26 protein-coding genes are annotated in these 21,599 nt (G+C 32.6%); 5 read left to right on the top strand and 21 right to left on the bottom strand.

What is annotated here, in order from left to right:
* The first annotated feature begins 631 nt into the window (after positions 1 to 631).
* Both F555_RS09640 and F555_RS0101810 read left to right on the top strand, forming a co-directional pair.
* The gene (locus F555_RS09640) at positions 632 to 766 is read left to right on the top strand and encodes an FtsX-like permease family protein (protein ID WP_281109938.1); all 135 of its coding nucleotides are present in this window, start codon (positions 632 to 634) and stop codon (positions 764 to 766) included.
* 298 nt (positions 767 to 1,064) lie between these two features.
* On the top strand, positions 1,065 to 1,778 hold the full coding sequence (locus F555_RS0101810) for a Rossmann-like domain-containing protein (RefSeq protein ID WP_018153517.1): 714 nt from the start codon (positions 1,065 to 1,067) through the stop codon (positions 1,776 to 1,778).
* A 2-nt stretch (positions 1,779 to 1,780) separates the two neighbouring features.
* Here F555_RS0101810 and F555_RS0101805 read toward each other — a convergent pair whose 3' ends face one another.
* The 10 genes from F555_RS0101805 to F555_RS0101755 all read right to left on the bottom strand — a co-directional run bounded on the left by F555_RS0101805 (position 1,781) and on the right by F555_RS0101755 (position 10,031).
* Complete coding sequence (locus tag F555_RS0101805) at positions 1,781 to 2,248, bottom strand: hypothetical protein (RefSeq protein WP_018153516.1); 468 nt, start codon at positions 2,246 to 2,248, stop codon at positions 1,781 to 1,783.
* A gap of 402 nt (positions 2,249 to 2,650) precedes the next feature.
* Positions 2,651 to 3,493, bottom strand: a complete 843-nt coding sequence (locus F555_RS0101795; protein ID WP_018153514.1) for a CBS domain-containing protein — start codon at positions 3,491 to 3,493, stop codon at positions 2,651 to 2,653.
* Positions 3,494 to 3,519: 26 nt separating this feature from the next.
* Entirely contained in the window at positions 3,520 to 4,077 is a 558-nt protein-coding gene (locus F555_RS0101790) for a CBS domain-containing protein (protein ID WP_018153513.1), read from the bottom strand.
* A 92-nt stretch (positions 4,078 to 4,169) separates the two neighbouring features.
* Positions 4,170 to 4,673, bottom strand: coding sequence for a 6-carboxytetrahydropterin synthase QueD (locus F555_RS0101785; protein WP_018153512.1), 504 nt, complete (start codon positions 4,671 to 4,673; stop codon positions 4,170 to 4,172).
* A 289-nt stretch (positions 4,674 to 4,962) separates the two neighbouring features.
* Positions 4,963 to 5,781, bottom strand: a complete 819-nt coding sequence (fwdC, locus tag F555_RS0101780) for a tungsten-dependent formylmethanofuran dehydrogenase subunit FwdC (RefSeq protein ID WP_018153511.1) — start codon at positions 5,779 to 5,781, stop codon at positions 4,963 to 4,965.
* A 177-nt stretch (positions 5,782 to 5,958) separates the two neighbouring features.
* Positions 5,959 to 7,659, bottom strand: coding sequence for a tungsten-dependent formylmethanofuran dehydrogenase subunit FwdA (gene fwdA / locus F555_RS0101775; protein ID WP_018153510.1), 1,701 nt, complete (start codon positions 7,657 to 7,659; stop codon positions 5,959 to 5,961).
* Positions 7,660 to 7,692: 33 nt separating this feature from the next.
* Positions 7,693 to 8,079 (bottom strand): tungsten-dependent formylmethanofuran dehydrogenase subunit FwdD, encoded by a 387-nt coding sequence (fwdD, locus tag F555_RS0101770; RefSeq protein ID WP_018153509.1) that lies wholly within the window; start codon positions 8,077 to 8,079, stop codon positions 7,693 to 7,695.
* A 101-nt stretch (positions 8,080 to 8,180) separates the two neighbouring features.
* Positions 8,181 to 8,423, bottom strand: coding sequence for a 4Fe-4S binding protein (locus F555_RS0101765; protein WP_018153508.1), 243 nt, complete (start codon positions 8,421 to 8,423; stop codon positions 8,181 to 8,183).
* Positions 8,424 to 8,493: 70 nt separating this feature from the next.
* Positions 8,494 to 9,555 carry a tungsten-dependent formylmethanofuran dehydrogenase subunit FwdF gene (fwdF, locus tag F555_RS0101760; RefSeq protein ID WP_018153507.1) on the bottom strand — a complete coding sequence of 354 codons (1,062 nt, stop codon included), beginning with the start codon at positions 9,553 to 9,555 and terminating at the stop codon, positions 8,494 to 8,496.
* Between the two features lie 17 nt (positions 9,556 to 9,572).
* Entirely contained in the window at positions 9,573 to 10,031 is a 459-nt protein-coding gene (locus tag F555_RS0101755; protein WP_018153506.1) for a 4Fe-4S binding protein, read from the bottom strand.
* Positions 10,032 to 10,279: 248 nt separating this feature from the next.
* On the opposite strand from F555_RS0101755, the gene F555_RS0101750 reads away from it, so the two are divergent.
* On the top strand, positions 10,280 to 10,888 hold the full coding sequence (locus tag F555_RS0101750) for a ThiF family adenylyltransferase (RefSeq protein WP_018153505.1): 609 nt from the start codon (positions 10,280 to 10,282) through the stop codon (positions 10,886 to 10,888).
* A gap of 100 nt (positions 10,889 to 10,988) precedes the next feature.
* Positions 10,989 to 11,909 (top strand): quinolinate synthase NadA, encoded by a 921-nt coding sequence (nadA, locus tag F555_RS0101745; protein ID WP_018153504.1) that lies wholly within the window; start codon positions 10,989 to 10,991, stop codon positions 11,907 to 11,909.
* 50 nt (positions 11,910 to 11,959) lie between these two features.
* Here the strand turns inward: nadA and F555_RS0101740 are convergent, their stop codons facing one another.
* The 4 genes from F555_RS0101740 to bioB form a co-directional block, all read right to left on the bottom strand.
* Positions 11,960 to 12,322: a hypothetical protein gene (locus F555_RS0101740; protein ID WP_018153503.1), complete on the bottom strand. Its 363-nt coding sequence runs from the start codon at positions 12,320 to 12,322 to the stop codon at positions 11,960 to 11,962.
* A gap of 9 nt (positions 12,323 to 12,331) precedes the next feature.
* Positions 12,332 to 13,480, bottom strand: a complete 1,149-nt coding sequence (gene pscS, locus F555_RS0101735; RefSeq protein ID WP_018153502.1) for an O-phospho-L-seryl-tRNA:Cys-tRNA synthase — start codon at positions 13,478 to 13,480, stop codon at positions 12,332 to 12,334.
* A 131-nt stretch (positions 13,481 to 13,611) separates the two neighbouring features.
* Positions 13,612 to 14,400: an ATP-dependent sacrificial sulfur transferase LarE gene (larE, locus tag F555_RS0101730; protein WP_018153501.1), complete on the bottom strand. Its 789-nt coding sequence runs from the start codon at positions 14,398 to 14,400 to the stop codon at positions 13,612 to 13,614.
* Entirely contained in the window at positions 14,397 to 15,386 is a 990-nt protein-coding gene (gene bioB, locus F555_RS0101725) for a biotin synthase BioB (protein WP_018153500.1), read from the bottom strand. Before bioB ends, larE begins: the two co-directional genes overlap by 4 nt.
* A gap of 50 nt (positions 15,387 to 15,436) precedes the next feature.
* Between bioB and F555_RS0101720 the strand changes: the two genes are divergently transcribed.
* On the top strand, positions 15,437 to 15,841 hold the full coding sequence (locus F555_RS0101720) for a hypothetical protein (RefSeq protein ID WP_018153499.1): 405 nt from the start codon (positions 15,437 to 15,439) through the stop codon (positions 15,839 to 15,841).
* Positions 15,842 to 15,848: 7 nt separating this feature from the next.
* Here the strand turns inward: F555_RS0101720 and F555_RS0101715 are convergent, their stop codons facing one another.
* The 7 genes from F555_RS0101715 to F555_RS0101680 all read right to left on the bottom strand — a co-directional run bounded on the left by F555_RS0101715 (position 15,849) and on the right by F555_RS0101680 (position 21,277).
* The gene (locus F555_RS0101715) at positions 15,849 to 16,589 is read right to left on the bottom strand and encodes a UPF0280 family protein (RefSeq protein WP_018153498.1); all 741 of its coding nucleotides are present in this window, start codon (positions 16,587 to 16,589) and stop codon (positions 15,849 to 15,851) included.
* 150 nt (positions 16,590 to 16,739) lie between these two features.
* On the bottom strand, positions 16,740 to 17,159 hold the full coding sequence (locus F555_RS0101710; protein WP_018153497.1) for a molybdenum cofactor biosynthesis protein MoaE: 420 nt from the start codon (positions 17,157 to 17,159) through the stop codon (positions 16,740 to 16,742).
* On the bottom strand, positions 17,160 to 17,888 hold the full coding sequence (locus tag F555_RS0101705) for a HesA/MoeB/ThiF family protein (RefSeq protein ID WP_018153496.1): 729 nt from the start codon (positions 17,886 to 17,888) through the stop codon (positions 17,160 to 17,162).
* A 257-nt stretch (positions 17,889 to 18,145) separates the two neighbouring features.
* Complete coding sequence (locus F555_RS0101700) at positions 18,146 to 19,027, bottom strand: ATP-binding protein (RefSeq protein ID WP_018153495.1); 882 nt, start codon at positions 19,025 to 19,027, stop codon at positions 18,146 to 18,148.
* Positions 19,028 to 19,092: 65 nt separating this feature from the next.
* Positions 19,093 to 19,803 (bottom strand): formate dehydrogenase accessory sulfurtransferase FdhD, encoded by a 711-nt coding sequence (gene fdhD, locus F555_RS0101695; protein WP_018153494.1) that lies wholly within the window; start codon positions 19,801 to 19,803, stop codon positions 19,093 to 19,095.
* Positions 19,804 to 19,947: 144 nt separating this feature from the next.
* Positions 19,948 to 20,301, bottom strand: coding sequence for an ABC transporter permease (locus tag F555_RS0101690; RefSeq protein WP_317852621.1), 354 nt, complete (start codon positions 20,299 to 20,301; stop codon positions 19,948 to 19,950).
* 688 nt (positions 20,302 to 20,989) lie between these two features.
* On the bottom strand, positions 20,990 to 21,277 hold the full coding sequence (locus F555_RS0101680) for a hypothetical protein (RefSeq protein ID WP_018153491.1): 288 nt from the start codon (positions 21,275 to 21,277) through the stop codon (positions 20,990 to 20,992).
* Positions 21,278 to 21,599 lie beyond the last annotated feature (322 nt).

Raw genomic sequence — 21,599 nt, 5'->3', positions numbered from 1 at the left:
TAAGAAATTTTTTGCATATTTGGTGTTATCATTTTGAACCCCTCTTCATTCTCTTTAATGTCACATATGTTTCCATACAATGTTTTTAAAACTTCTTTTGTTAAAACATGGGCGTAAAAAGTACAAAATAAGTACGGTAGGATAGTGGTTCATAATCCTTATTCCCCACTACTCTACCTATTGGAATAGTGGGTTTCGGAGTTGCAAAATTTACCAGTTTGACCCTGAAAAAAGTATTACTTACTAATTTATTTTAATATACAAATACAACGTAATAAGAAAGTATGCCTTTGTAATTTAAGTAATCTAAATAATATTGTTTCATTGTATAATTGGATGGATAATAACATGCCTTTGTAATTATACCCTTTTATTATCAATCCTAAAATAACGGTTATACGCCCTATTTATTGAAGTATTATTAGGGGGTTTTATAAGAAATAATAATATTATAGTGAATTAATATTAAAAACGAAACTGAAAATATTGTGAATAAAAAGGAAAAAAGTAATCATATTATCTATGGATACCCTACTCAAATCTATAAATGATGCTATGAACAAATTATTCATGTTTAATGGGAATAGGTGGAATATCTTTATTAGTTGCAGGAATAGGCATTGGAAAGCTTATGAGCACAATTGAAAGAACAAAAGAAATCAGAGTTATGAAGAGTATTGGAGCTTCAAAAAAGGATATTATGATACTATTCCTTTATGGGGCATTGATACTTGGTATTATAGAAGTTGATTGGCGCATTTTTTAGTTTGGAAATTGGATACCTCATTGTGAATTATCTATTAAAAGCATCTTTAACATTGGAATATCTAATTTATGTAATATTAGGTGTCTTATTTGGAATGGGAACTTCTTTAATCTCTGCACTTTATCCAGCATATAAGGCATCTAAATTAGACCCAATAAAAGCACTTAGTTTACTATTAACTGTATGCAATACTATCAAAAACTGTTCATGTTTGTAATAACATAAAATGTAATTATGATTACCATATTAACTACTAATTACTAGAAAAAATTGTCATTTAAAATAGAGGGGTGAGCTCATGATAGACCTCAAAGGAGAACTTAAAAAGCTTGTAGAAGAAAATAATTTATTAAATGAACCTATTGAGATACGTCCAGTAAATGTGAATTTGGATACAGCAAGAATAAATGACTATCCGCTGTTAAATGGGAAGGAGTTTTTATTGAGAGCATTTTTTAAAGAATGTACTGGAGATGCGTTTACCGGTGATGTAAGAGAATTTAAGGGAACTATTGCAGAAGTATTGGAATCAGATTATGATCCACTTATTATAGCAACACTGAATGCTGTGATGAGATATTTAGGGTATATTGAGAAAACAGAGCACTGTACAAAAAACGAACCTGAAATATGTGCAAAAAAATTTTCTGAATATTTAGTGGATGAATACGGTAAAAATATAACAGTAGGTATAATTGGTTATCATCCTGCAATCATAAAACAGATGGTGGAAACCTTTGGAAGAGATAATGTAATGGCAACAGATTTGGATTTTAACAATATAGGTAGAATAAAACATGGTATTGTTATACTTCACGCAGATATGAATGAGTATTTAATAAAAAATTCAGATGTTATTTTATCAACAGGAAGTACTGCCGCAAATGGAACGCTCTTTGAGATTATTAATCTAACAAAAAAATACAACAAAAGAGTAATATTTTACGGAACAACAATTGCAGGTATAGCCAAATTACTAAATCTTGAAAGATTTTGTGAAATGGGAAAATAATATTACTTAATTTTAAACCAACAATGCCCATTTTCCTTTATTATTAATTTATTCCCATCCCATAGACTTATTTTATATTTTTTTCCATTTAACTCATTTAGCATACTAACAAGCATGGATGGAATCGGGCATGCGCTTCCAGATATTTCGGCCTCCCCAATTTGCTTTGGACAGTACTTGCATTTATCTATTTTTATTCCAATCTTTTCATCCTCAATTATATAATCATCACACATATCACAAAAATTTATTAAAAATTCTATCAATTCTTTTTCATCCCCTGGAGTGTCAGAATGTATTTCCCCTATACATCTTGCAACTTTTTTCCCAATCCCATTTCCTACAATATTTGTAGTTCCTTGATTTAATATCCCTAATTGTGCAAATTCTGCCAGTAAAGCGGTTAGAACAATATGCAGGTTTTTTAATTTTCTATCTTCAATTAATTTTTTATACGAATCAATCGGCATCCCATCACCTTTTTGAAATATATGTTTTAAAAGGCAATAAAATAAAATATAATACTTTTTAAAATTACGTTATAATAATTAAAATTAACTTTAATTATTGATATGATACAATATATTATAGATATTAAACAATTTAATGGAAATCTACTTCCTGCTATACGCCCTCCAATAAATCCCAAAACCTACCTAAATCTCCAAAATGTATTCATCATGTTATAGAAATTACTAAAGTCCAATATACTTGACATAAAAACAACAGAGCATATATGGCATATAAAAAAATAATATTTAAAAAAGTAGTATTAAATAAAGGTAGAATTTTGAAAATGTGGCATTTAATTAAGAAAAAATTTAAAATGGGTAGTGTACAATTTAACTAACATATGAGAATATTTTATTTGATTATTTCATTTCTAAGAAGTATGGTACAATATCCTTTTCAGTCAATATTCCAACTAGTTTTTTATTCTCAACAACAGGAAGGGCCCCTATGTTGTTATTTGTGATTATTTCAACTGCGTTCACCAAAGAACTGTTACTATCAACTGTTAAAACATCTTTTACCATAATATCCTGCATTCTTATGTTGGTTATTTCTCGCACATTTCCAGTTTTCATTTGGTTAAATGCCCAGTCACTACCTAAGAACTTTATAAAGTCTGTAGATGTAATCATACCAACTAATTCTCCTTCAGAAACTACAGGCAATCTTCTAAATCCATTTCTCAGCATAGTTCTTGCAACATCCTTTAACCTCTCCCCTGGAGTTGCCACAACAGGTTTCTCAGTCATATAATCTTTAACTTTCTCGCTTTCATCTATTTTATCTTTAAACTTTCTAATTACATCTCTCTCTGTTATGGAAGATATTAATTTATGGTCTTTATCAACAACCGGCATTCCACCAACATTTTTCTCCATAAATATCCTTATTACATCCCCTAATACTGCGGTTTCTTTTATAGATATTACATCATCTGTCATTATTTCTTTTACAGGTTCATTGATTGCAGCTAGAAGATTATGGCTATGTTTTGACTTTACAAGATTATATTTTGAACCCCCTCCCATAAAATCAACAATATCCATGCTTGTAACTACGCCTTCAACCCTATTTGTACCAGGATCTACAACTGCAATTCTCCTTATTTTCTTTTCATTCATTACTGTTAAAGCATGTCTTATAGTGGTGGTAGGGTATATCTTAACAACTTCTTGCCCTTCAACCAAACTTTTTATTTTCAAGTTATCCCCCCAAAAAGATAAATTAATTAGATTTCGCCCTCGTCGATACAATTATCACAGAGGTATCTTCCATTTACATATCTTACATTGCCTTGACTTCCACAGATCTCACAGATTCCATCAATGTTTTCATAAGGTTTTGCTGAGTAAGGATAACTTTTATCCTCAATTCTTGAAGCTTCTATCATTATATCAAATAATTCAGGGGATACTCCTGCAATATCACTGACTGTAATTATCCCAAGTAACTCTTCATTTTCAATAACTGGGAGTCTTTTAATGTTTTTTTCTGCCATAGTTTTAGCTGCATCCATCAATGTAGCTTTAGGGGATATTGATATAAGTTTTGGTGAAACCACTTCTTTTACTAAGACTTCTTTTGATTTTAGGTTTCTTGCAACTACTTTTACAACCATGTCCCTCTCTGTTATTATTCCTACTGGTTTGAGTAAATCATTTACTACGATCAAACACCCAATTCCCTTATTCTTCAAAATATTGGCTGCCTCATACACCGTGGTATTCAAGTTTACAGTTTCAACTGGCGTACTCATGGCTTCTTTTATTGTTATGTTAACATCCATACTATCACCAGGATTTACTAAGAAATCTAGTAAATGATATTTTTTTATAATTTATATATCTTTTTATCTATTCAAAGAAAAAGGCTATTAATTTATCTAAAATCTAACCTATAGGTGGCCCCCTGTCCAATTCCCTCATTTACAGTTGTTTCTATCCATTCAATATTTTTACTAATATTTAACTCTTCCAGTTTCTTTTTAATAAACTTTGCAAAATATTCTGACATTTCTTCTGCCGTTGTGGACTTCAGCGGTAAAATATTAACATCCTCTAATGGAAATTTATACTCCTTTATTTTACCACTCTTACACAGATAACTCATTTGCATCGAGCTCTCTTCAAATGTATATTCAACTTTTGGATGATATTTTGGAATCAGAAGTTTGTGATCAAATTCATCGCACAGCTCTTTTACTATTTCTTTAACTATCTTGAAATCACATACAAAACCAAATTCTCCTGACGGTTCTCCACATAGTTTAACATCCACGTAGTAAGAATGGCCGTGAATTACTCCACAACTTTCGTGTCCAAATACGATATGGGCAGATGAGAATCTTAATCCTGCGTAAATACCATTTAATTCTAAAATCATAATCTTTCCTCTTAAATTTACTATTTTAATAAATAAATATAAGATTTTAAGTTAACAAGTTATTCTTGCATATATCGTGCATATATATTATCCTTCTGATTTTTATAGTTAAATTCTAAAAATTCCAATAAAATATTTAATTAAACTTTTATAAAAAAAGTTTCCAACCTTTAGTTTATTACAGCATTAAAAAAAGAATAACAAAAAGAGAGGAAAAAAGAAAATATAGTTGGACAAAAACCTTAACGACTTTTGCAGCTTCTCACTTCGTTCATAATAGAAATATTAATTAAATTAAATCAGGGTTATTTTCCACTGAAACATAGAGCTGTCCTTTTGGTTTGTTGTTTACATGATCTCCTGAAAACTTATAAAACTTACCTTTTATAGGAGTTCCTTCGTCCTTTTTGGATAATTTTATAACTGGATCTTCAACAATGCCCTCATATTTAAATGATGGTAATAGTGTCTTAAGTTTCCCATGTACCACAATAGCTCCTTTTGTCATCTCTCCACCAGCTCTTGATTCAACATCCCCATCGATGATTATAATTCCTCCACTTTGGTGGATTCCTGGCATGTTTTTAACATTTCCTTTAATGTGGATAATACCTTTTCTCATGTATTCTCCAATCTCATTTCCTGCATCGCCTTCAATTATTATTTTTCCGCCATTCATACCTCTCCAGTCTCCCCTATAGGCTGAACCTACGTAATCTTTGGCATTTCCTTTGATGACCAATTCTCCACCTTTCATATTTTGTCCAGCCCAGCTGTCGGCATTTCCATTTACAACTATTTTTCCACCTTTCATTTCACAGCCGACATACATTCCAACGTCCCCTTCTACAATAATTTCTCCAGCAGTCATTTTTTCTCCGATTCTTTTTAACCTACCGTTGGAATTCTTTATAACAATTCTAGGAACGTCGCTTTCTTTTAATTCTGCATCAAAAATTTCACCAACTGTTACTCTTGTGTTACCTTGTGGTAATTCAATTTTTAATATCTCATCTAATTCCATTTCTTGTATTTTTTCAGGAAGTAGAACATCCAATTCTACTGGAACATCAAACTCCCCCTTTACTGTAAGAACTAGTTCCTTCATTATATCTCACCTTAAAAAATTTATAAGTTAGGAAATTGTTTATTGAAATCGGATTTTCAATCCCTAAGAGGACTACAAAGGCCGAAGCTTTGTTCAAGTCCTTGCTACGCTCAGATTGTATTTCTTTTAAAAGGTGTTATGCAGCATATCCATATTGCATAAAGTTTAAGTTTTCATTTAGATATTTGTAGCATCTATGTTTATTACCTTCCAGCTGTTTGCGTATTCGTCTTGGACAGGGTAGTTTTCTAAGTTAATTGAGTAACATTTTTTGAATTTCAATCTTAAGTCTTTCATGAGCTCTTCTTCTAATCCTTCATCTAGTTTTACATCTACGTAAATTGTGTCTCCATATACTTCTTTAACAACGCTTCCATCTTTGACTACAACTTCTCCATCTTTTAAAACATATTTAGCTGCACCAAATGCTTTTTCAATCTTCTTACCGTCTCTTTCTTCTGGGTTTATATCGTAGATTGCAATATCCGCCTTGGCACCTACTCCTAAGTGACCTCTTTCTACACTCAATCCGAGAACTTTTGCCTGGTTAGCTCTTGTTATTTGTGCAATTTCAAACAGTGAATATTCTTTATCACTGTCTGCTACACTACTTTTTTCAATTGCCCATTTGTGCACCTTGTTGTTTAACCAATCGTCTCTGTACTCTTTGCTCATTAACCAAGCTATAACTCTTGGATACCTTGTGAACGGACCTGCGTTAGGGTGGTCAGTTGTTAATAATACCCTATCTGTGTTTGTGTATAGGAACAAGTCTAAACCAATGGCCCACTGGACAGCGTAAACTGGACCTTTTGGTGAGTAAATAAATGGAACTACTCCAGAACCTGTTTCTAATTCAACGTCACAGTTTGCCCATTTAAGGCCATTTGTCATGTGTAAATCGTATTCCATAGGACCGTCTGCAGTCATTGTTGTAGTCTCATCGAGTGTAACTTGTCCAACGTCAATTACCAGATGGTCATTTTTATTTACGTACTCTGCAATTTCAACACCTTTACTTTCAAAGTCCTTCCAGGAGGTTCCCCCATAGGAGTGGAACTGAACATGCGTGTTGTAGTATACGGTAGTTCTTTCCCCGTATTTCGGCTTGGCTTTTATATCCTTTACACAGTCCATCGTTTCAAGTGTGGTTTCCCAGTTTCCAGGGTGACCTAAGTTGTTAGGGTGGACGTGGACTGAATGAGGCAATCCTAACATTTCGTTTACTTCTGTAAGCCCTCTAACTATTTCCCTAGGTGTAATGCCGAAGTATGGGACTTCGTCGTCAAGACCATGAACGTTTTTACCCCAGCCCCAAGCTTCTGTACCACCTGGGTTAACTATTTTAATTGCAAAACCTCTTGTAGCTTTTAAAAGCCATGCTACATAGGCTGCACACATTTTAAGGTCTCCTTCTTTTAAGTAATCTAATACCATCCAGTTGTTACCAAATAATGGCATTGCAGCTTTGTCCAATTGAGGAGTATCCATAAATTCTTCATGGGTGTGTCTTGCTATTAAAGGAGGCATTGCAGCTTCTACAACTGTAGTGTATCCCATTTCTGAGTATTGGTATCCTGTTTTATATGTTGACGGTATAGAAAACCCGGAACCTGATCTCAATCCTTTTTTACCATAAATATCCTTTTTACTATCCTCTGGTCTAAACATCCTACCTACGTTAACCTTTGCTCCTGCAACGTGGGTGTGGGAGTCTACACCACCAGGCATTACAACCAGTCCATTGGCATCTATTTCTTTTGCATTCTTTGAAACTGACTCCACAATCTTCCCATCTTTTACGCAGATGTCCATTTTTTCTCCATTAATTCCATTTAATGGATCATAAACAGTCCCGTTTTTTATAATATATTCCATACAATCACCCCGAATATTCATATATTATCATAATTATTCAATGTATGTTTTTCTCATTAATTCACTCATTGTTAGGACTTTTTCATCTGTTTTCTCTACTTCAACATCTATTGGACCCTTATATGAAGGCATTGCTGTGCTCTCAGTATCTGGAAGAACTACACAGTTTGCCCAAGGACCCATTGGTATAAATATCATACCTTCTGGCATTTCTTCAGTGGCTTTTTTTACATAGACTACAACTTCGCCATGTTTAGATTTTACTTTTATGGAATCTCCTTCGTTTAGTCCCATTTTTGCCATATCTCCTTCATTTATATAGCAAACTCCCGCAGCCTTTCTGTATAACTCTAAATTTTTACCTGCTTCAATAGCTTCTCCCTGCCAGATAGTTCTTCCGGTGTTTAATTTGAACTTCATTCTATCACCTAAAATCCTTAAATATTTTTTCAATTAGTTTAATCGGAGCTCCGAAGTGAGCGTAGGGCCATAAAATCCTTACGGATTTTGTTCAATTTATTCTATTTTTTAATAACGAGTTTTATCGCATCTACAGGACACGCCTCTACACAGGCTCCACATCCACCACATAAATCTCCATTTACTATTGTTATAACACCGTTCTCTACTCTCATAATAATTAAATCTTCATTTTCAGGTCCTTTTCCACCATATACATTTGGGTCTCTTGCATTTACTGGGCACGCAACAACACAATTACCGCATCCATGACATTTTTCAGGATAAACTTCTAACTTATACATCATATCACCTTTTCAACTGTTTCAATCTTCCTCGCGTTAGTGAGAGACATTATTTTGTTTTCATAGCATATTATTTCGCAAGTAATTTTTCAAATCTTTTTTTCCATGCTGGTGCTTTTGCTTCAGTCATGTTGATTTTTGTTCTTTTAACCTTCAATGCATCTACTGGACATGAGTGAGTACATGCACCACATAAGATACATAAATCTTGATTTACTGCAATCTTTGGTACTTTTTCGCCAGGTTTTCCTGCCTTTGGGAATTCTAATGCATTACATGGACAAACTGAAATACATGCTTCACATGCATTACATGCATCTTCATCAATTATTAATTCTCCTTCGAATGGTTTTTCTACGGTAATTGCATTTACAGGACAGACTCTTTCACACCAACTACAGGATACACATAAATCTTCATCGATGTTTGTTTTACCTGTGATTTCATTGTAGAGCTCAGGTTTTTTAATTCTGCTGGCAAGAGGACATTTGTAACATATCGCTTCTATGGCATTGTGAGGACATGCTTTTTCACATACTTTACAGTATACACATGCATCTTTGTCTATAACTATATCTTTGATTGGGTTTATACTACTTGGACCCATTTCATTAGGTACCAATTCAATAGCATCTGCTGGACAGTATTCAGCACATATTCCACACAATACACACTTGTCCTTGTTTACGTCTATCTCACCTAAAACAAGAGTTTTTCTTTCAGGGATTTCTCTTTCCACATTAATTGCTTTTTGTGGACATACCAATTCACACTGTTCACACAATACACATGTATCTTGATCAAGGCTAATGCCTCTTTTGATTTTTGGATATTGTGGGAGCTCCTTAATTGATTTATCATTAATCTTTAAATCTACAGCATCAAATGGACATGCACTTGCACACATACCACATAGGACACATTTTTCACCACTAATGTCCAATTTCGGAGCTTCTATATCTTCCCTAAAAATAGCTCCTAAAGGACCCATTTCAATGGCACATGTGGGACATATTTCACTACATATACCACATCCTACACAGACGTGGTCTTCCCATGTAAGAACCCTATTTTCAACACCTTTTCTAGATATTTTTATAATGCCGTCATACTCCTCTTTTACATTTTTCATTATCATCCCTCCAATCATTATAATCCTGTGGATTCAGCTGTTTTAAAGGCGTTCATAGGACACCTAAATATACATTTACCACATAGAACACATTTATCTTGGTCTATTATGACTCTAACACTATTTGGATCTGCTGAAATAGCGTTGTATTTACATTCGAGACATTTTCCACAGGCAATACATTTATCATCTTCAACTTCGATTTTTATATTATATATACTTTTTATTAGTTTTTTTGTGATTTCTTTATCATCACTTAGAGAATCTATTAATCGTATACCATACTTTGCAGGCAAGTTGATAATCTCTTCTGAAACCTTCATGACCTTTTCTGACGGGTATCTTCCATGTATATAATGTGAGATTATGGATCTCTCCATTTTTAGATACTCTGCTATCTCTCTTTGTAGCTTTCCTTCTTTTCTCATCTTTATTGCTACTATTGCTTTAATCCCTGAAAGTATATGTTCGGGCATATTCTCATCTCTTGTGAGTCATATACAACATTGTTCTTAATATTTATATATAATTCTTCTAAAATCAAATAGAAAATTATATATATATGTGTGAGTGCCAATCACATGGTAACGACTATAAAAATAAGGTAAGAAATAAATAAAAGGTAAACTCATTTAAAAAACATAATGACATGTATTTAATCAGTATTTATTACTATTTTAAAAAAGTAAAGTAAAATAAATTAATGAACTAATGAGGCGATAGAATGGATATAAAAGATTTGGAAATGAAGCTAACTCCTAAAGGAGAAGTTTCAGTTATTGGATGCGGTAGACTTGGCGTTAGGGTTGTTATGGACCTTATGGAAGTACATAGGGGAGGTCCTGAAAAAATCTATGTTTATGATGGTGCAACGATTGATAAAAACGATGTAATCCATAGAAAAATGGGAGGAAAAGTTGGAGAACCTAAAGTCAAGCTAGTGGAAAATTTATTTAGTGATAAAGTCGTAGGTATGGCAGAAAATATAGATCTAAATAATTTAAATCTTATAAAAGGAGATGTAGTTATAATATGTATTGCAGGGGGGGACACAACAGCTCTGAGAAAGGCCATAATAGAATACTGCAAAAACAACGGCATAAAAACAATAGGTACAAATGGAGTTTTTGGAGTTGATACTAAAGTTTACGTTTGCGACGCCAAATATGCAAATGGACCTGCCCAATATTTAAACCTTGAAGAAGAAGGCCACATTGTTGTGGGAACAGGTAAATTTATCAAAGACATGGAACCAATAACACCTTACACACTGGATGAAATATCTAAATATATTGTTATCGAATGTTTGAGAATTTTACAAAATAAAAAATAATTGATCCAATTCAGTAAACTTAATATATTTGAAGAATTAATTATAAGACATTAACATTGAGCGATATTGTAAATGCTTTGTAATTCATGGAGGAGATATTATGGATATAGTCGAAAGAATAAACAAACTAAAAAAGGAAAAAAATGCAGTTATATTGGCCCATAACTACCAGCCCGAAGAAATCCAGAAAATAGCGGATTTTGTTGGTGATTCATTAGAGCTCTGCATTCAAGCCAAGGAAACAGAAGCCGATATAATAGTATTCTGTGGAGTAGATTTCATGGCAGAAACTGCCAAAATACTCAACAAAGATAAAAAGGTACTCATACCAGAAATTGTTGATATCGAATGCCCTATGGCACATCAACTACCTCCTGAAACAATAATTGAAGCTAAGAAGAAACACCCTGATGCTAAATTTGTAATATATGTTAACACCCTTGCATCTGCAAAGGCCCTTGTAGACTCCACATGTACATCTGCAAATGCCGATAGAGTTGTAAAACTATTCGATACTAAAAAAATATTATTTGGACCTGATAGAAACCTTGGATACTATGTTTCAAAGAGAAGCGATAAAGAGATAATCCCAGTACCTGAAGATGGACACTGCTATGTCCATAAAAAATTTAAAGTAGAGGATATCGTTGAAATCAGAAAACAATATCCAAATGCAGAAGTATTGGTACACCCTGAATGTGACCCAGAAGTTCAGGATATGGCTGATCATGTTTTAAGTACAGGCGGTATGGTTAGACATGTTCTGAGCTCTGAAAAGGATGAATTTATAATAGGAACCGAATGTGACATGATAACAAGACTTAAGTTAGACCTTGAAAAAGTGGGAAAAACTAAAAAATTAATACCGCTTAGAAAAGATGCAATATGTGACCCTATGAAAAGAATAACCTTGGAAAAAGTAGAAAAATGTCTTATTGAAGAAAAGTACGAGATAAACTTAGACGAAGAAATAATAGAAAAGGCAAAAAAAGCTATAGAAAAAATGCTCTCCGTTAAATAAAAAGATATATTAATTTTTTTTTGAATTTTTTTATTTTATTTTTTTAAAATTTACTCTTCTGCAACATACTTTAATTCTTCAATATTTTCCCCGACAAATTTACATTCGTACATTTTTATGTTCCCGTTCGTGTTTACTTCCATTAGAACGTTGTCAATATTTTTTATTTTTTCATCGGTTCTAACTTCTCTGGATTCTAAAGCTTGGGTGAAAAAATCCCCTCTTCTTTCGAACATAAATATTAACTTACTCTCTTCAAGCTTGTATCCAATATATTGAATCCCGCCCATTTTAAAAGTGGCATTCAGGACTACGTATTTTTCATCAGCTTTTGAACCCTCCATATACAGATAAACTCCACTGAAGAGCAATAAAACCAAAAATGTTGGGATAATATATTTGTTATAACTCAAACTATCCCATTACAATGAACTTTTAACTATTTCTTTGATACTATCTACAACGTATTCAACCTGTTCCCAACTTAAACCATAGACACTCATCTTCAATTCCTTTGTAGTTCCTCTCTTAATTCCACCAATTTTTCTCTTTTTCAATTCATCGTAAAAGAAGTATCCTCTTCTTTTGTCCTTCTGTGCAATTTCATCAAGTATTGGGGTTTCAAATCTCACAAGGTCGTGTTCTTTTGGAGCTACACCAAGTTGAATAAATCCTATTTCTTCAAGTTCTTTTACCAAATACCTTGTTTTTTTGACTTCTTCATCCCATTTTTTTACCCTTTCAACAACATGAGGGAAGCTCGTCATAAGTGTTAGGATAGGTAATCCCCTACTTGTACATCCAAGCATTTCAAGTTCTTTTACCAAAAACTTCTTTGAAGTCTTTAAAATACTATCTGCAAACTCATCGTTAATCGATAGAATACCTGCTGGACCAGATGCAGCCATACTTTTATGTCCTGACGCGGCTATGAAGTCTGCATTTAATTTTTTCCCATCCACTGGCATCCTACCGACTGAATAGGCACAGTTGAGTAAAAATGGGTATCCTTTTTCTCTGGCTATTTTTCCAATTTTTTCAGCATCGGCTAAGTTTCCATAGTTACCGTCAACGTGTGTGAGTAAAATCAAACCTATATTTTTCCCACTATCTTCCAAATTATCAATAGTTTCTTTGTACTTCTCAGGGTCTATCCTAAAAGTTGGATAACCTTCGCTTTCAACTTCTTGATAGTTTAGTTTTGCCCTCTCTATAGCCACATAGGAAGTATAATGGGCATTACTATCTAAAACTACATAATCACCTTCTTTACATACTGAATTCATAACTATAAACTTACTTTCCCTTGCACCATGAGTAGGTCTTGATACATCCATGTTTAAAAACTTTGAAAGATCCTCTAGGAACTCGTGAATTGGGGGAGTTTCAATTTTATCCAATCTACCGCTGCAGTAATCGCAAACACTGTAACCATCCCAAAATTCATATATTGCCTTCTTTGATTCAATAGGTAAAACTCCCGCCCTCTGTATAGGGTTTAAATTTATCATCTCTCTTTCCATGCTTCTTTTTAGATTCCTGTACTTGTCGATGTTTATGTTGAAGTTCATCTAACCACCTTTTATGAATATAACAAATATATCGTTGCATCAACTTTTAACTTTTATTTAAATCACATATTAATAAAAGCAATATGGCAGCATATTTAAGATAATATTTATATCATTCATTAGCAGAACGACTACTTACATTTTAGGTCCAAACAAACCCTTTTAAAACCTATTTTTTTCAACTCATTATCTATTTTTTCTACAACTCCTTTATTGAAAAACTTATTTATTTCGTTTTCATTTACCTCTATAATTGCAACGTTGTTAAAATCTCTTACCCTAAAGTAACCGCTTAATTCCATAGTAGTCTTCAAGAAATCTTCAGCTTTTTTTATTTTCTTCAATCTATCCTTTGTTATAGGCGGAGTTAAAACCCGCGTAGCAAGGCAGGTATCCTTTTTTGGAATTTCCATTCCAAGGTATTTTGAGAGCTCATGGACATCTTTTTTTGAAAATTTGAAGTTTGCTAATGGGGACTCTATGCCGTACTCCCTAATGGCTTTTATACCTGGCCTGTCTTCAAACAAATCATCGTATATTGTCCCATCTACAATTAAATCATAGTTCAATTTATTTTTTTCTTTAAGGAGCTCTGTGGCAATTTTCTTTTTACACAGGTAACATCTGTCTTCTATGTTGTTGATTATACTTTCATCTTTTAAATAATCTATACTGATGATTTTATGATTTATATTGTATCTTTTTGCCCTATTCTTTGCCCGTTCTATAACATCCTTTGAAAAAAATCCATTATCTATTGTTATTGCAACAGCTTCCATTGCAGCATCTGAAGCTACTTTAGCAACTAAAGAGCTGTCCACACCGCCAGAGTATGCAACAATTACCTTCCTTCCTTTGAAATAGTCTTTTAGTCTATCTAATTTTTTTAGTAATTCATCATCAATCATATTATCAATCATAAATTCACCATAAATCCCATATTTCTTATCATCTTTAGATCATCGGATATTGCCCTACCGCTTGTTGTTAAGTAATTGCCTATCATCAATCCATCAAGTGCCAAAAGAGATAGACTCTGTAAGTCTTTTAAATTAGGCTCTCTTCCACCACACAGCCTTATTTCTTTTTCTGGCATCATAATTCTACAAAGTGCTATTGATTTTAAGGCTTCTATAGGTGTTATTCTCTTAATTTCTCCCTTTTCTATCATACTATGAATCCTAGTACCTTCAATAGGATTGAGTATGTTTAATGCTATACCCTCAACATTCAGGTTCTTTAAATCTTCAAACATTTTAATTCTCTCTTTAAAATCTTCACCTAATCCAAATATTCCGCCACTACAAACCTCTAAACCAATTTTTTTAGCCTTTTCTATGGTTTTTACTTTATCTTTATAGTCGTGGGTGGTACAGATCTCATTGAAATAATCTTCCGACGTTTCTAAGTTATTATGAAGTCTAACGTCCAACTCCTTAAGTGCTTTTAACTGGTCTTTATCCAACAATCCCAATGAAGCACAGACTTTTAGGTTTGTTTTATTCTTAATTTCTTTAATTGTGTCTAAAATCCTTTCAAACTCATCATAGGTAATTTTTTTACCGCTCGTAACTATTGAAAATCTGTTACTATACTGGTCCATATATTTGGCGAATTTAACAATTTCTTCTTTTGGTTTTAATCCATAGATATCTATTTTTGTATTGCTATGGATGGATTGAGCACAGAAAGCACAGTTTTCAGGACATTTTCCAGATTTTGCATTTATTATACAACATAAATCAATATTATTTTTATTATATGTTTTTTTTATCCTGTACGCAACATATAAAAGGTCATAGACATCTAAATCCCACAGTTCAACTATATCATTACGCTTAATTTTTCCATTTATAGATTTTTCATAGATTTCATACAGTTCAAAGGATTTAAAATCGTTTTTCATAAAATCACCATTTATATATCGTTAAGGGCATAAATAAAATAGGGGATTGTATGGAAGGCAAAAATGGCATATGTGCCCGTGAATATACCTTTGCTACAATAGTTACAGGTGCATTTTTTATGGGTACTGCACTTATAGCATGGGGAATGAGTCAGACACCCAGTTTAGTGTTGTTTGTACCTTTAATGGTTCTATTCTGGTTAATTTCTCTCGGGTGGGCCCATAATGGGGACCTAAATAAGGGTGAGATGAGACGAGCTATTGCAGGCAGTATCTTCAGTGGGTTTATAATTTTGGTTTTTCTTAGCGTATCCAATGCCAAATTTTTAGAAATCAATAAAGATATGGTGAATTTCTTCTTTGGAGTAGTATCTACGGTTATAGGATTCTACTTTGGATATCGTAGTGGAGAAGAAAAATCAGCTGGTACCAACGCCGACAGTAGTAATAAATAAATTAATTTTAAATCATCTCAAATAACTCACTCAACACTACTTTTTTTTCTGTTTTAATCATTTGAGGTATTCTCCCTATTTTACCGGCATACTCACCAGATACTACAAAAACTCCGTCTAAGTTCTCAATGTCTTCTGCCTTCTCCAGACATTTGTTTATAATTTCGTCTTCTTTTCCAACTGCAAAGTTACCAATACTTGTAGCTGCAGCGTCTGCAATACTGGCCTCTTTTGCAAACACAACCACCGCATCAGCATTTCCTAAACTTACAGAATGTCCGACAGTTCCCGATGAAGTGCAAACCCCGTAACATCTTTTTATTTTTTCCTTTTTTAGTTTAAATCCAACCTCTCCAGATAATGGCGAATTTCCAGCATATAATCCAACAATAGTATCTTTTTCACATCTCAAACATATATCTCCGCCATTTTCTGCAATTACGTTTTCACAACCATTCTCAACTAAATTTTCAACGACGAGCTGACTTATAGTCCCTGCCACACTTGCCATAGGTCCCACATCTGCATTTTTTCCAGCATTGGCCATTATTTTAACTATTCTTGGAGCCCAATCTTCCACTTCAACTGGAACATAACTTGTTAAAAATTCTTTATTTCTTAAAATGTAATTCTCAAGATTTGCCCTTTCATTTAAAATCGTATTTTTGGCAAGTTTAATAAACTTCTTTTTATCAGTTTTTAAAAGTAAATTTGTCTCTTTTATTTGTATTCTCTCTTGAAAATCCATAATACCCACTCCAAACTTCTTAAAAGAAGTTTGATCAAGAAGAAATATTTACTTCATTACTTCAAATAATTTAAAAAATCAATTTCATGCGACCATGGTCGCAGTGAGTGTAACTCAGCAGCCTACGATATGTGTTTATCAAAAGGATATTTACTCCACCCAGTATGATCCATCTTTTGCATATTCTTTTTTCCATATTGGGACTACTTTTTTCAGCTCATCTATAAGATATTCACAAGCCAAAAATGCATCTTTTCTATGCTTGGCACCAACCAATATTAAAACTACACGGTCTCCAACCTTAAGTTCTCCTATCCTATGTATTAATGTAACATCGATTATACTGTATTTATCCAGAGCACTTTTTTTGAGCTCGTCTAATTTCTTTTTTGCCATTTCCTCATAACATTCAAATTCGAGTTTTTCCACTTCCTTCTCTTCTCCTTTGTAATAGCCTACGTTTCTAACCACACCCACAAAACTAACAATACCTCCAATATCCTTATGTTTATCCAACATTTTCTTAATTTCTTCGTCCACACTAAAATTTTCTCTGGTCACTTCAATCATTTAAATCCCTCCTCCACAAATAGAACACTTAGGATTTTTCTTTATATTTAATGTGATATACTCATTATTTCTAAGATTAACCAAAAGCAGTTTGTTTTTTAGAGTTTCACCAACATCGGACAGTAATTTAATCACTTCTGAAGCTTGGATAGAACCTATAACTCCAGGAGTAACGCCCATAACCGGGAAAGTTTTATTTTCATCTTTTAACTTAAAGATACAATTTAAACAAGGCGTTTCATATGGAACTATTGTTGTAGCTTGCCCTCTAAACTCTTCTATAGCACCGTGAACAAATGGAATGTTATTTTTAACGGCTATTTCATTTAAAAAATATCTTGAATTGAAATTATCGAGACAATCCACCACAACATCAGCATTTTTAATGTGACTTTCTTTTAATTTCTCAGGGTATGTTTCTATTTCAATTGTAGGATTTAATGACTCCAACTTTTCCTTTGCAGAATCCACTTTAAGTTTACCAATATCCTTTTCATAGTGGAGTATCTGTCTGTTTAGATTTGAGAGCTCAACTTTTTGGTAGTCTATTAGTATTAACTTACCAACTCCTGCAGCAGCAAGATACTGTGAAACTATAGTACCTAAACCTCCAACTCCTACAACCGCCACAGTCGAATCCATTAGCTTTTTCTGGCCCTTTTCTCCAAAGTCCTTTATTAACATCTGCCTAATGTATCGCTCATTGTTATCGTATTTTTCAGCATCCATTGTATCACAGCTTAATACAAATCAGTTAAATTTTTTATTAATTTATTACTATTTAAAGTTAATTTAAAATATTAATAAAAATACATTAAATATTTAGATGTACAAATAATGTATTCTAAAAAATTTATAATAACTGCCTATAACTTTAAACTAAGTTAAATATTTTTCCACTTATGTTATTGCATTAATAATAAATTAAAGATAAACCAAATAAATAAAAAAATCATTTAATATTTTTAAGACCATAACTAAAAAGTCTAATAATCTAATTGAACATCTTTTAATTTTTCACGAATGAGCTCTAAGTATTCTTCCTTATTCGGCACTACCATAATTTCTTTCGATGGGAGTCTAACCGAAGCTCTGAACCCATGAGCTCTGGCTGTGTCAGTTGCTATTTTATTGCAAATATAAAGGTCGTCAAGAAGTTTTTCGGTTATTGTTGTTTCACTATCGCAGTACTGCATTGAGCATCCTTCCCTCCAATAACCAAATTTATCCCCAACTTCATGGACTCTTTTTATATCTATATTATAATAATTCTGGAGTTTAAGGACATCTTCATGGGAAATTCTTATTAATGGTCTAAAAAACATTTTTTTATATCTTTTCGGAACTGGAGTAAGTTCCATTTTGTTATAAACATCTTCTCCATACGTTTCCCTTAAATATTGGAATATAGGTCCTGAAATTTTCTCAAGTGCGGTGTCTCCTGTAAGTATGACTTCTGCCCCTTCTTTTCTTGCTATTTCAATCATTTTGTCTTTCATTATGTTTTTACATATTCTACAAATACTTCTACCTTTTGCACCGGTAGTTTTTTTTATCAGTTCTTCGGTGATATCATAAAACAAAATTGGCACGTTAAATCTTTTTGCCATCCTCTCTGCTTCTTTTTTACTGAGCTCCCAACTCCATTTGTGGACAAAATGAACGCATAGATGAACATTTAATCCTAAATCCTTTGCAAGTGCAAGTGCGGTGGAGCTGTCTTTACCACCACTAATCATGACAATAATTTTTTTATCAATAAGGTTGTTTTCCCCGAAGTTGTTTAATATATCCTCTTTCAATTGCTTTAAATCTTTTAACTTTCTCTTTTCCTTAGTCCATTGTGAAAACTCCACTATTTCAGCCATTGTTATCACACACATGCAATGATTTATTTCTTATTCTTTCATCGGAGCTCCGAAGGAGCGAAGAGTTACAAAATCCCGAAGGGATTTTGTTCAAACTCTATTCTTTCAACCCCACTATAAATTGTAAATCGCTCCCCTCTTGCAAAGCCTATTAATATGATGTTGTTTTCTCTTGCCAGTTTAACCCCTCTATTGGTTGAAGGAGATTTTGTTATTATTATTGGTATTTTAGCATTTACTGCTTTTTTAACCATTACATAAGGCTGCCTTCCACTTGAAACTAAGATACAGTTTTTTAAATCTATTTTATTTAGAACTGCATGCCCTATTACCTTATCCACCGCATTATGTCTTCCTATATCTTCACTAAAGGCTATTTTATTTCCATTTAAATCAAACAATCCTGCCCAATGGGCCCCCCCTGTAAGTTTCCATGTTTCAGATAGATGAGGCATTATATTCATTATTTTTTTTATTGTTTTAATACTAAGTTTTGGATTGTCTTTTTTCAGCGTACATTCTTCTTTATCCCCTTCAGTGGCTTTTACCATTATTTTTTTACCATCTACTTTGACTTCTTCTATACTTTTAGGACTTAAATAACCTCCAGAAACTGAATAACCTGCCCCCAACTGTTCTAAATCGTTGGGGGATGCCACCATATCTACTATAAATTCATCGTTAATATATAAATTATAGGTTTCTTCTACACACACATAATCTTCTTTTTTTGAAAGTTCCCCATCCCATACATAAACATTTATTTTTTCAATCATAGTATCTCCGTATGTCAATCTATAACAAATATTTTTAAGAAAATATAGTATGAAGTTATATATAATACATTAAGGTTCATGAAAAATGTAATTTAATATAATTACATTAATGATTATTTGATATCAAATATAAATTTATTTAGGTCATTCATTCTTTAACGCATTTATTGGATCTAAATTTGCGGCTTTGTATGCAGGATACAGTGATGCAATTATGGATGTTCCAACACCAAATATTCCCAAAAATACGTAAATTAAACTTTCCATGGTTATAGACGAGCTCAGCAAATAATGGACAACTAAATAACCAACCCCCAAACTCAATATTGCTCCAATAACGCTTCCAACAACCCCTAAAATTAAAGCTTCATAAAGGAACAATGTTATTATATCTCTTTTAGATGCACCAATACTCTTCATAACTCCAATTTCTTTTGTTCTTTCAATTGTGCTCATTAGCATTACATTCCCGATTCCAATTCCCGCAACTAAAAAGATTAAATTATTTTTCTAATATTAAATAAACTCTTCTAAATTTGATATTTTTTGAGGTTTTAGAGAGTATTATTTTCTAAATTTAAATTGGTTGATTGTTGATTGATATACGCCCCACATAAAATGCCAGATATTAAGCTCAATAGGGATAATAAAATTAAAACTTTATTTTTTATGGGGTTATTTATAATAAGCCCCACCTCACTAATAACAATCTCACATTTGTTTACCACAAATTTGTTTTTCTACGCCTTTTTTTGACTTATAACTTATTTCCAGATAAGATATTAAAGTGAGTAATAAGAACTCAAATGATATAACCATAAAAGCAAATTTTTGCATGCCAGAATTTGCATTTAAGAAGCATAAAACAATGATATATAGTAGAATACCAAAGATTATCCAAATATTTTGTCTGACAAATTTTCTCGTCCCATTTATTGACGAAAAGATTTTTTTTATATTTAGAATAAAGAAAATTGTAAATATTGTAAATAAACCTGTTAGCAATCCATATGTTAAAATATCAATACTATAGCCCCCATATAACTGGCTAAATGATGTCATTATCACAATAAAATTTAATGTTGTTATAGACAATATTTTAGCAATGTGGCTATTTTTCATCCAGTTAAATTTCAACATAATTACCACCTAAAAAATTAAAAATAAATTAAAATAAGATTAAAGATTACCATGACCCTACTACATAAGATACGCTTCCTGCAACTCCAGCTTCTTGGAGTCCTGGAATCGCGAGACATACTCCAGATAAGACTAAAACACCCTCCCAACACTTCATTGCTTCATCATATTGGTCTTTTGTTATTGCTCCTTCCTTATATAGCTGGTAATAATATAGTCCCATATTTTCATCTGATAACTTACTAATTCCAGATGCTGCAGCAGGTGTAGCAAACACAGCTCCTATCATACAGAGCATAGCCACAGCAGCGAAACCCTTTAAGTATCCCCACAAGTTCATCATCGCTGACTATATTTTTTAATATTCCTATTACTTTTTTTAATGTATGGTAATGTATGCCTGTGCATATATACACATCGATTAAAGTTAAATAGAAAAATATTTATACGGAAATAGGTTTCCTAATACCTATTGGGTTTATAGTTGTCTGTGAATTTTATTGGAATTAGTTGAATAATCATAGATTATTCAACTCTCGATGAAAATCTTCGATTTTTGTGAGTTCGACAAAAACCAAAGGTTTTTGTGAATCGACAAATTTCAAAGAAATTTGTCTCGATCAGTAAATCCTTCGGATTTACTTCGACAGCAAATC

The sequence above is a fragment of the Methanothermococcus thermolithotrophicus DSM 2095 genome, from assembly GCF_000376965.1.
In the GTDB taxonomy this organism is placed as follows: domain Archaea; phylum AGJL01; class Methanococci; order Methanococcales; family Methanococcaceae; genus Methanothermococcus; species Methanothermococcus thermolithotrophicus.
Note: the sequence above shows the minus strand (reverse complement) of the source record. Positions and strands in the feature narration are given on the sequence as shown.

What these genes read in the sequence shown, in the direction of transcription:
- nadA (WP_018153504.1), top strand. Translation starts at nt 10,989, where the DNA reads ATGGATATAGTCGAAAGAATAAACAAACTAAAAAAGGAAAAAAATGCA.
- F555_RS0101785 (WP_018153512.1), bottom strand. Translation starts at nt 4,673, where the DNA reads ATGATTTTAGAATTAAATGGTATTTACGCAGGATTAAGATTCTCATCT.
- F555_RS0101700 (WP_018153495.1), bottom strand. Translation starts at nt 19,027, where the DNA reads ATGGCTGAAATAGTGGAGTTTTCACAATGGACTAAGGAAAAGAGAAAG.
- fwdC (WP_018153511.1), bottom strand. Translation starts at nt 5,781, where the DNA reads ATGAAGGAACTAGTTCTTACAGTAAAGGGGGAGTTTGATGTTCCAGTA.
- fwdA (WP_018153510.1), bottom strand. Translation starts at nt 7,659, where the DNA reads ATGGAATATATTATAAAAAACGGGACTGTTTATGATCCATTAAATGGA.
- F555_RS0101750 (WP_018153505.1), top strand. Translation starts at nt 10,280, where the DNA reads ATGGATATAAAAGATTTGGAAATGAAGCTAACTCCTAAAGGAGAAGTT.
- larE (WP_018153501.1), bottom strand. Translation starts at nt 14,400, where the DNA reads ATGATTGATAATATGATTGATGATGAATTACTAAAAAAATTAGATAGA.
- F555_RS0101720 (WP_018153499.1), top strand. Translation starts at nt 15,437, where the DNA reads ATGGAAGGCAAAAATGGCATATGTGCCCGTGAATATACCTTTGCTACA.
- fwdF (WP_018153507.1), bottom strand. Translation starts at nt 9,555, where the DNA reads ATGAAAAATGTAAAAGAGGAGTATGACGGCATTATAAAAATATCTAGA.
- F555_RS0101765 (WP_018153508.1), bottom strand. Translation starts at nt 8,423, where the DNA reads ATGTATAAGTTAGAAGTTTATCCTGAAAAATGTCATGGATGCGGTAAT.
- F555_RS0101810 (WP_018153517.1), top strand. Translation starts at nt 1,065, where the DNA reads ATGATAGACCTCAAAGGAGAACTTAAAAAGCTTGTAGAAGAAAATAAT.
- F555_RS0101715 (WP_018153498.1), bottom strand. Translation starts at nt 16,589, where the DNA reads ATGGATTTTCAAGAGAGAATACAAATAAAAGAGACAAATTTACTTTTA.
- pscS (WP_018153502.1), bottom strand. Translation starts at nt 13,480, where the DNA reads ATGAACTTCAACATAAACATCGACAAGTACAGGAATCTAAAAAGAAGC.
- fwdD (WP_018153509.1), bottom strand. Translation starts at nt 8,079, where the DNA reads ATGAAGTTCAAATTAAACACCGGAAGAACTATCTGGCAGGGAGAAGCT.
- F555_RS0101710 (WP_018153497.1), bottom strand. Translation starts at nt 17,159, where the DNA reads ATGATTGAAGTGACCAGAGAAAATTTTAGTGTGGACGAAGAAATTAAG.
- F555_RS0101805 (WP_018153516.1), bottom strand. Translation starts at nt 2,248, where the DNA reads ATGCCGATTGATTCGTATAAAAAATTAATTGAAGATAGAAAATTAAAA.
- F555_RS0101755 (WP_018153506.1), bottom strand. Translation starts at nt 10,031, where the DNA reads ATGCCCGAACATATACTTTCAGGGATTAAAGCAATAGTAGCAATAAAG.
- F555_RS0101790 (WP_018153513.1), bottom strand. Translation starts at nt 4,077, where the DNA reads ATGGATGTTAACATAACAATAAAAGAAGCCATGAGTACGCCAGTTGAA.
- fdhD (WP_018153494.1), bottom strand. Translation starts at nt 19,803, where the DNA reads ATGATTGAAAAAATAAATGTTTATGTATGGGATGGGGAACTTTCAAAA.
- F555_RS09640 (WP_281109938.1), top strand. Translation starts at nt 632, where the DNA reads ATGAGCACAATTGAAAGAACAAAAGAAATCAGAGTTATGAAGAGTATT.
- bioB (WP_018153500.1), bottom strand. Translation starts at nt 15,386, where the DNA reads ATGAAAAACGATTTTAAATCCTTTGAACTGTATGAAATCTATGAAAAA.
- F555_RS0101705 (WP_018153496.1), bottom strand. Translation starts at nt 17,888, where the DNA reads ATGGATGCTGAAAAATACGATAACAATGAGCGATACATTAGGCAGATG.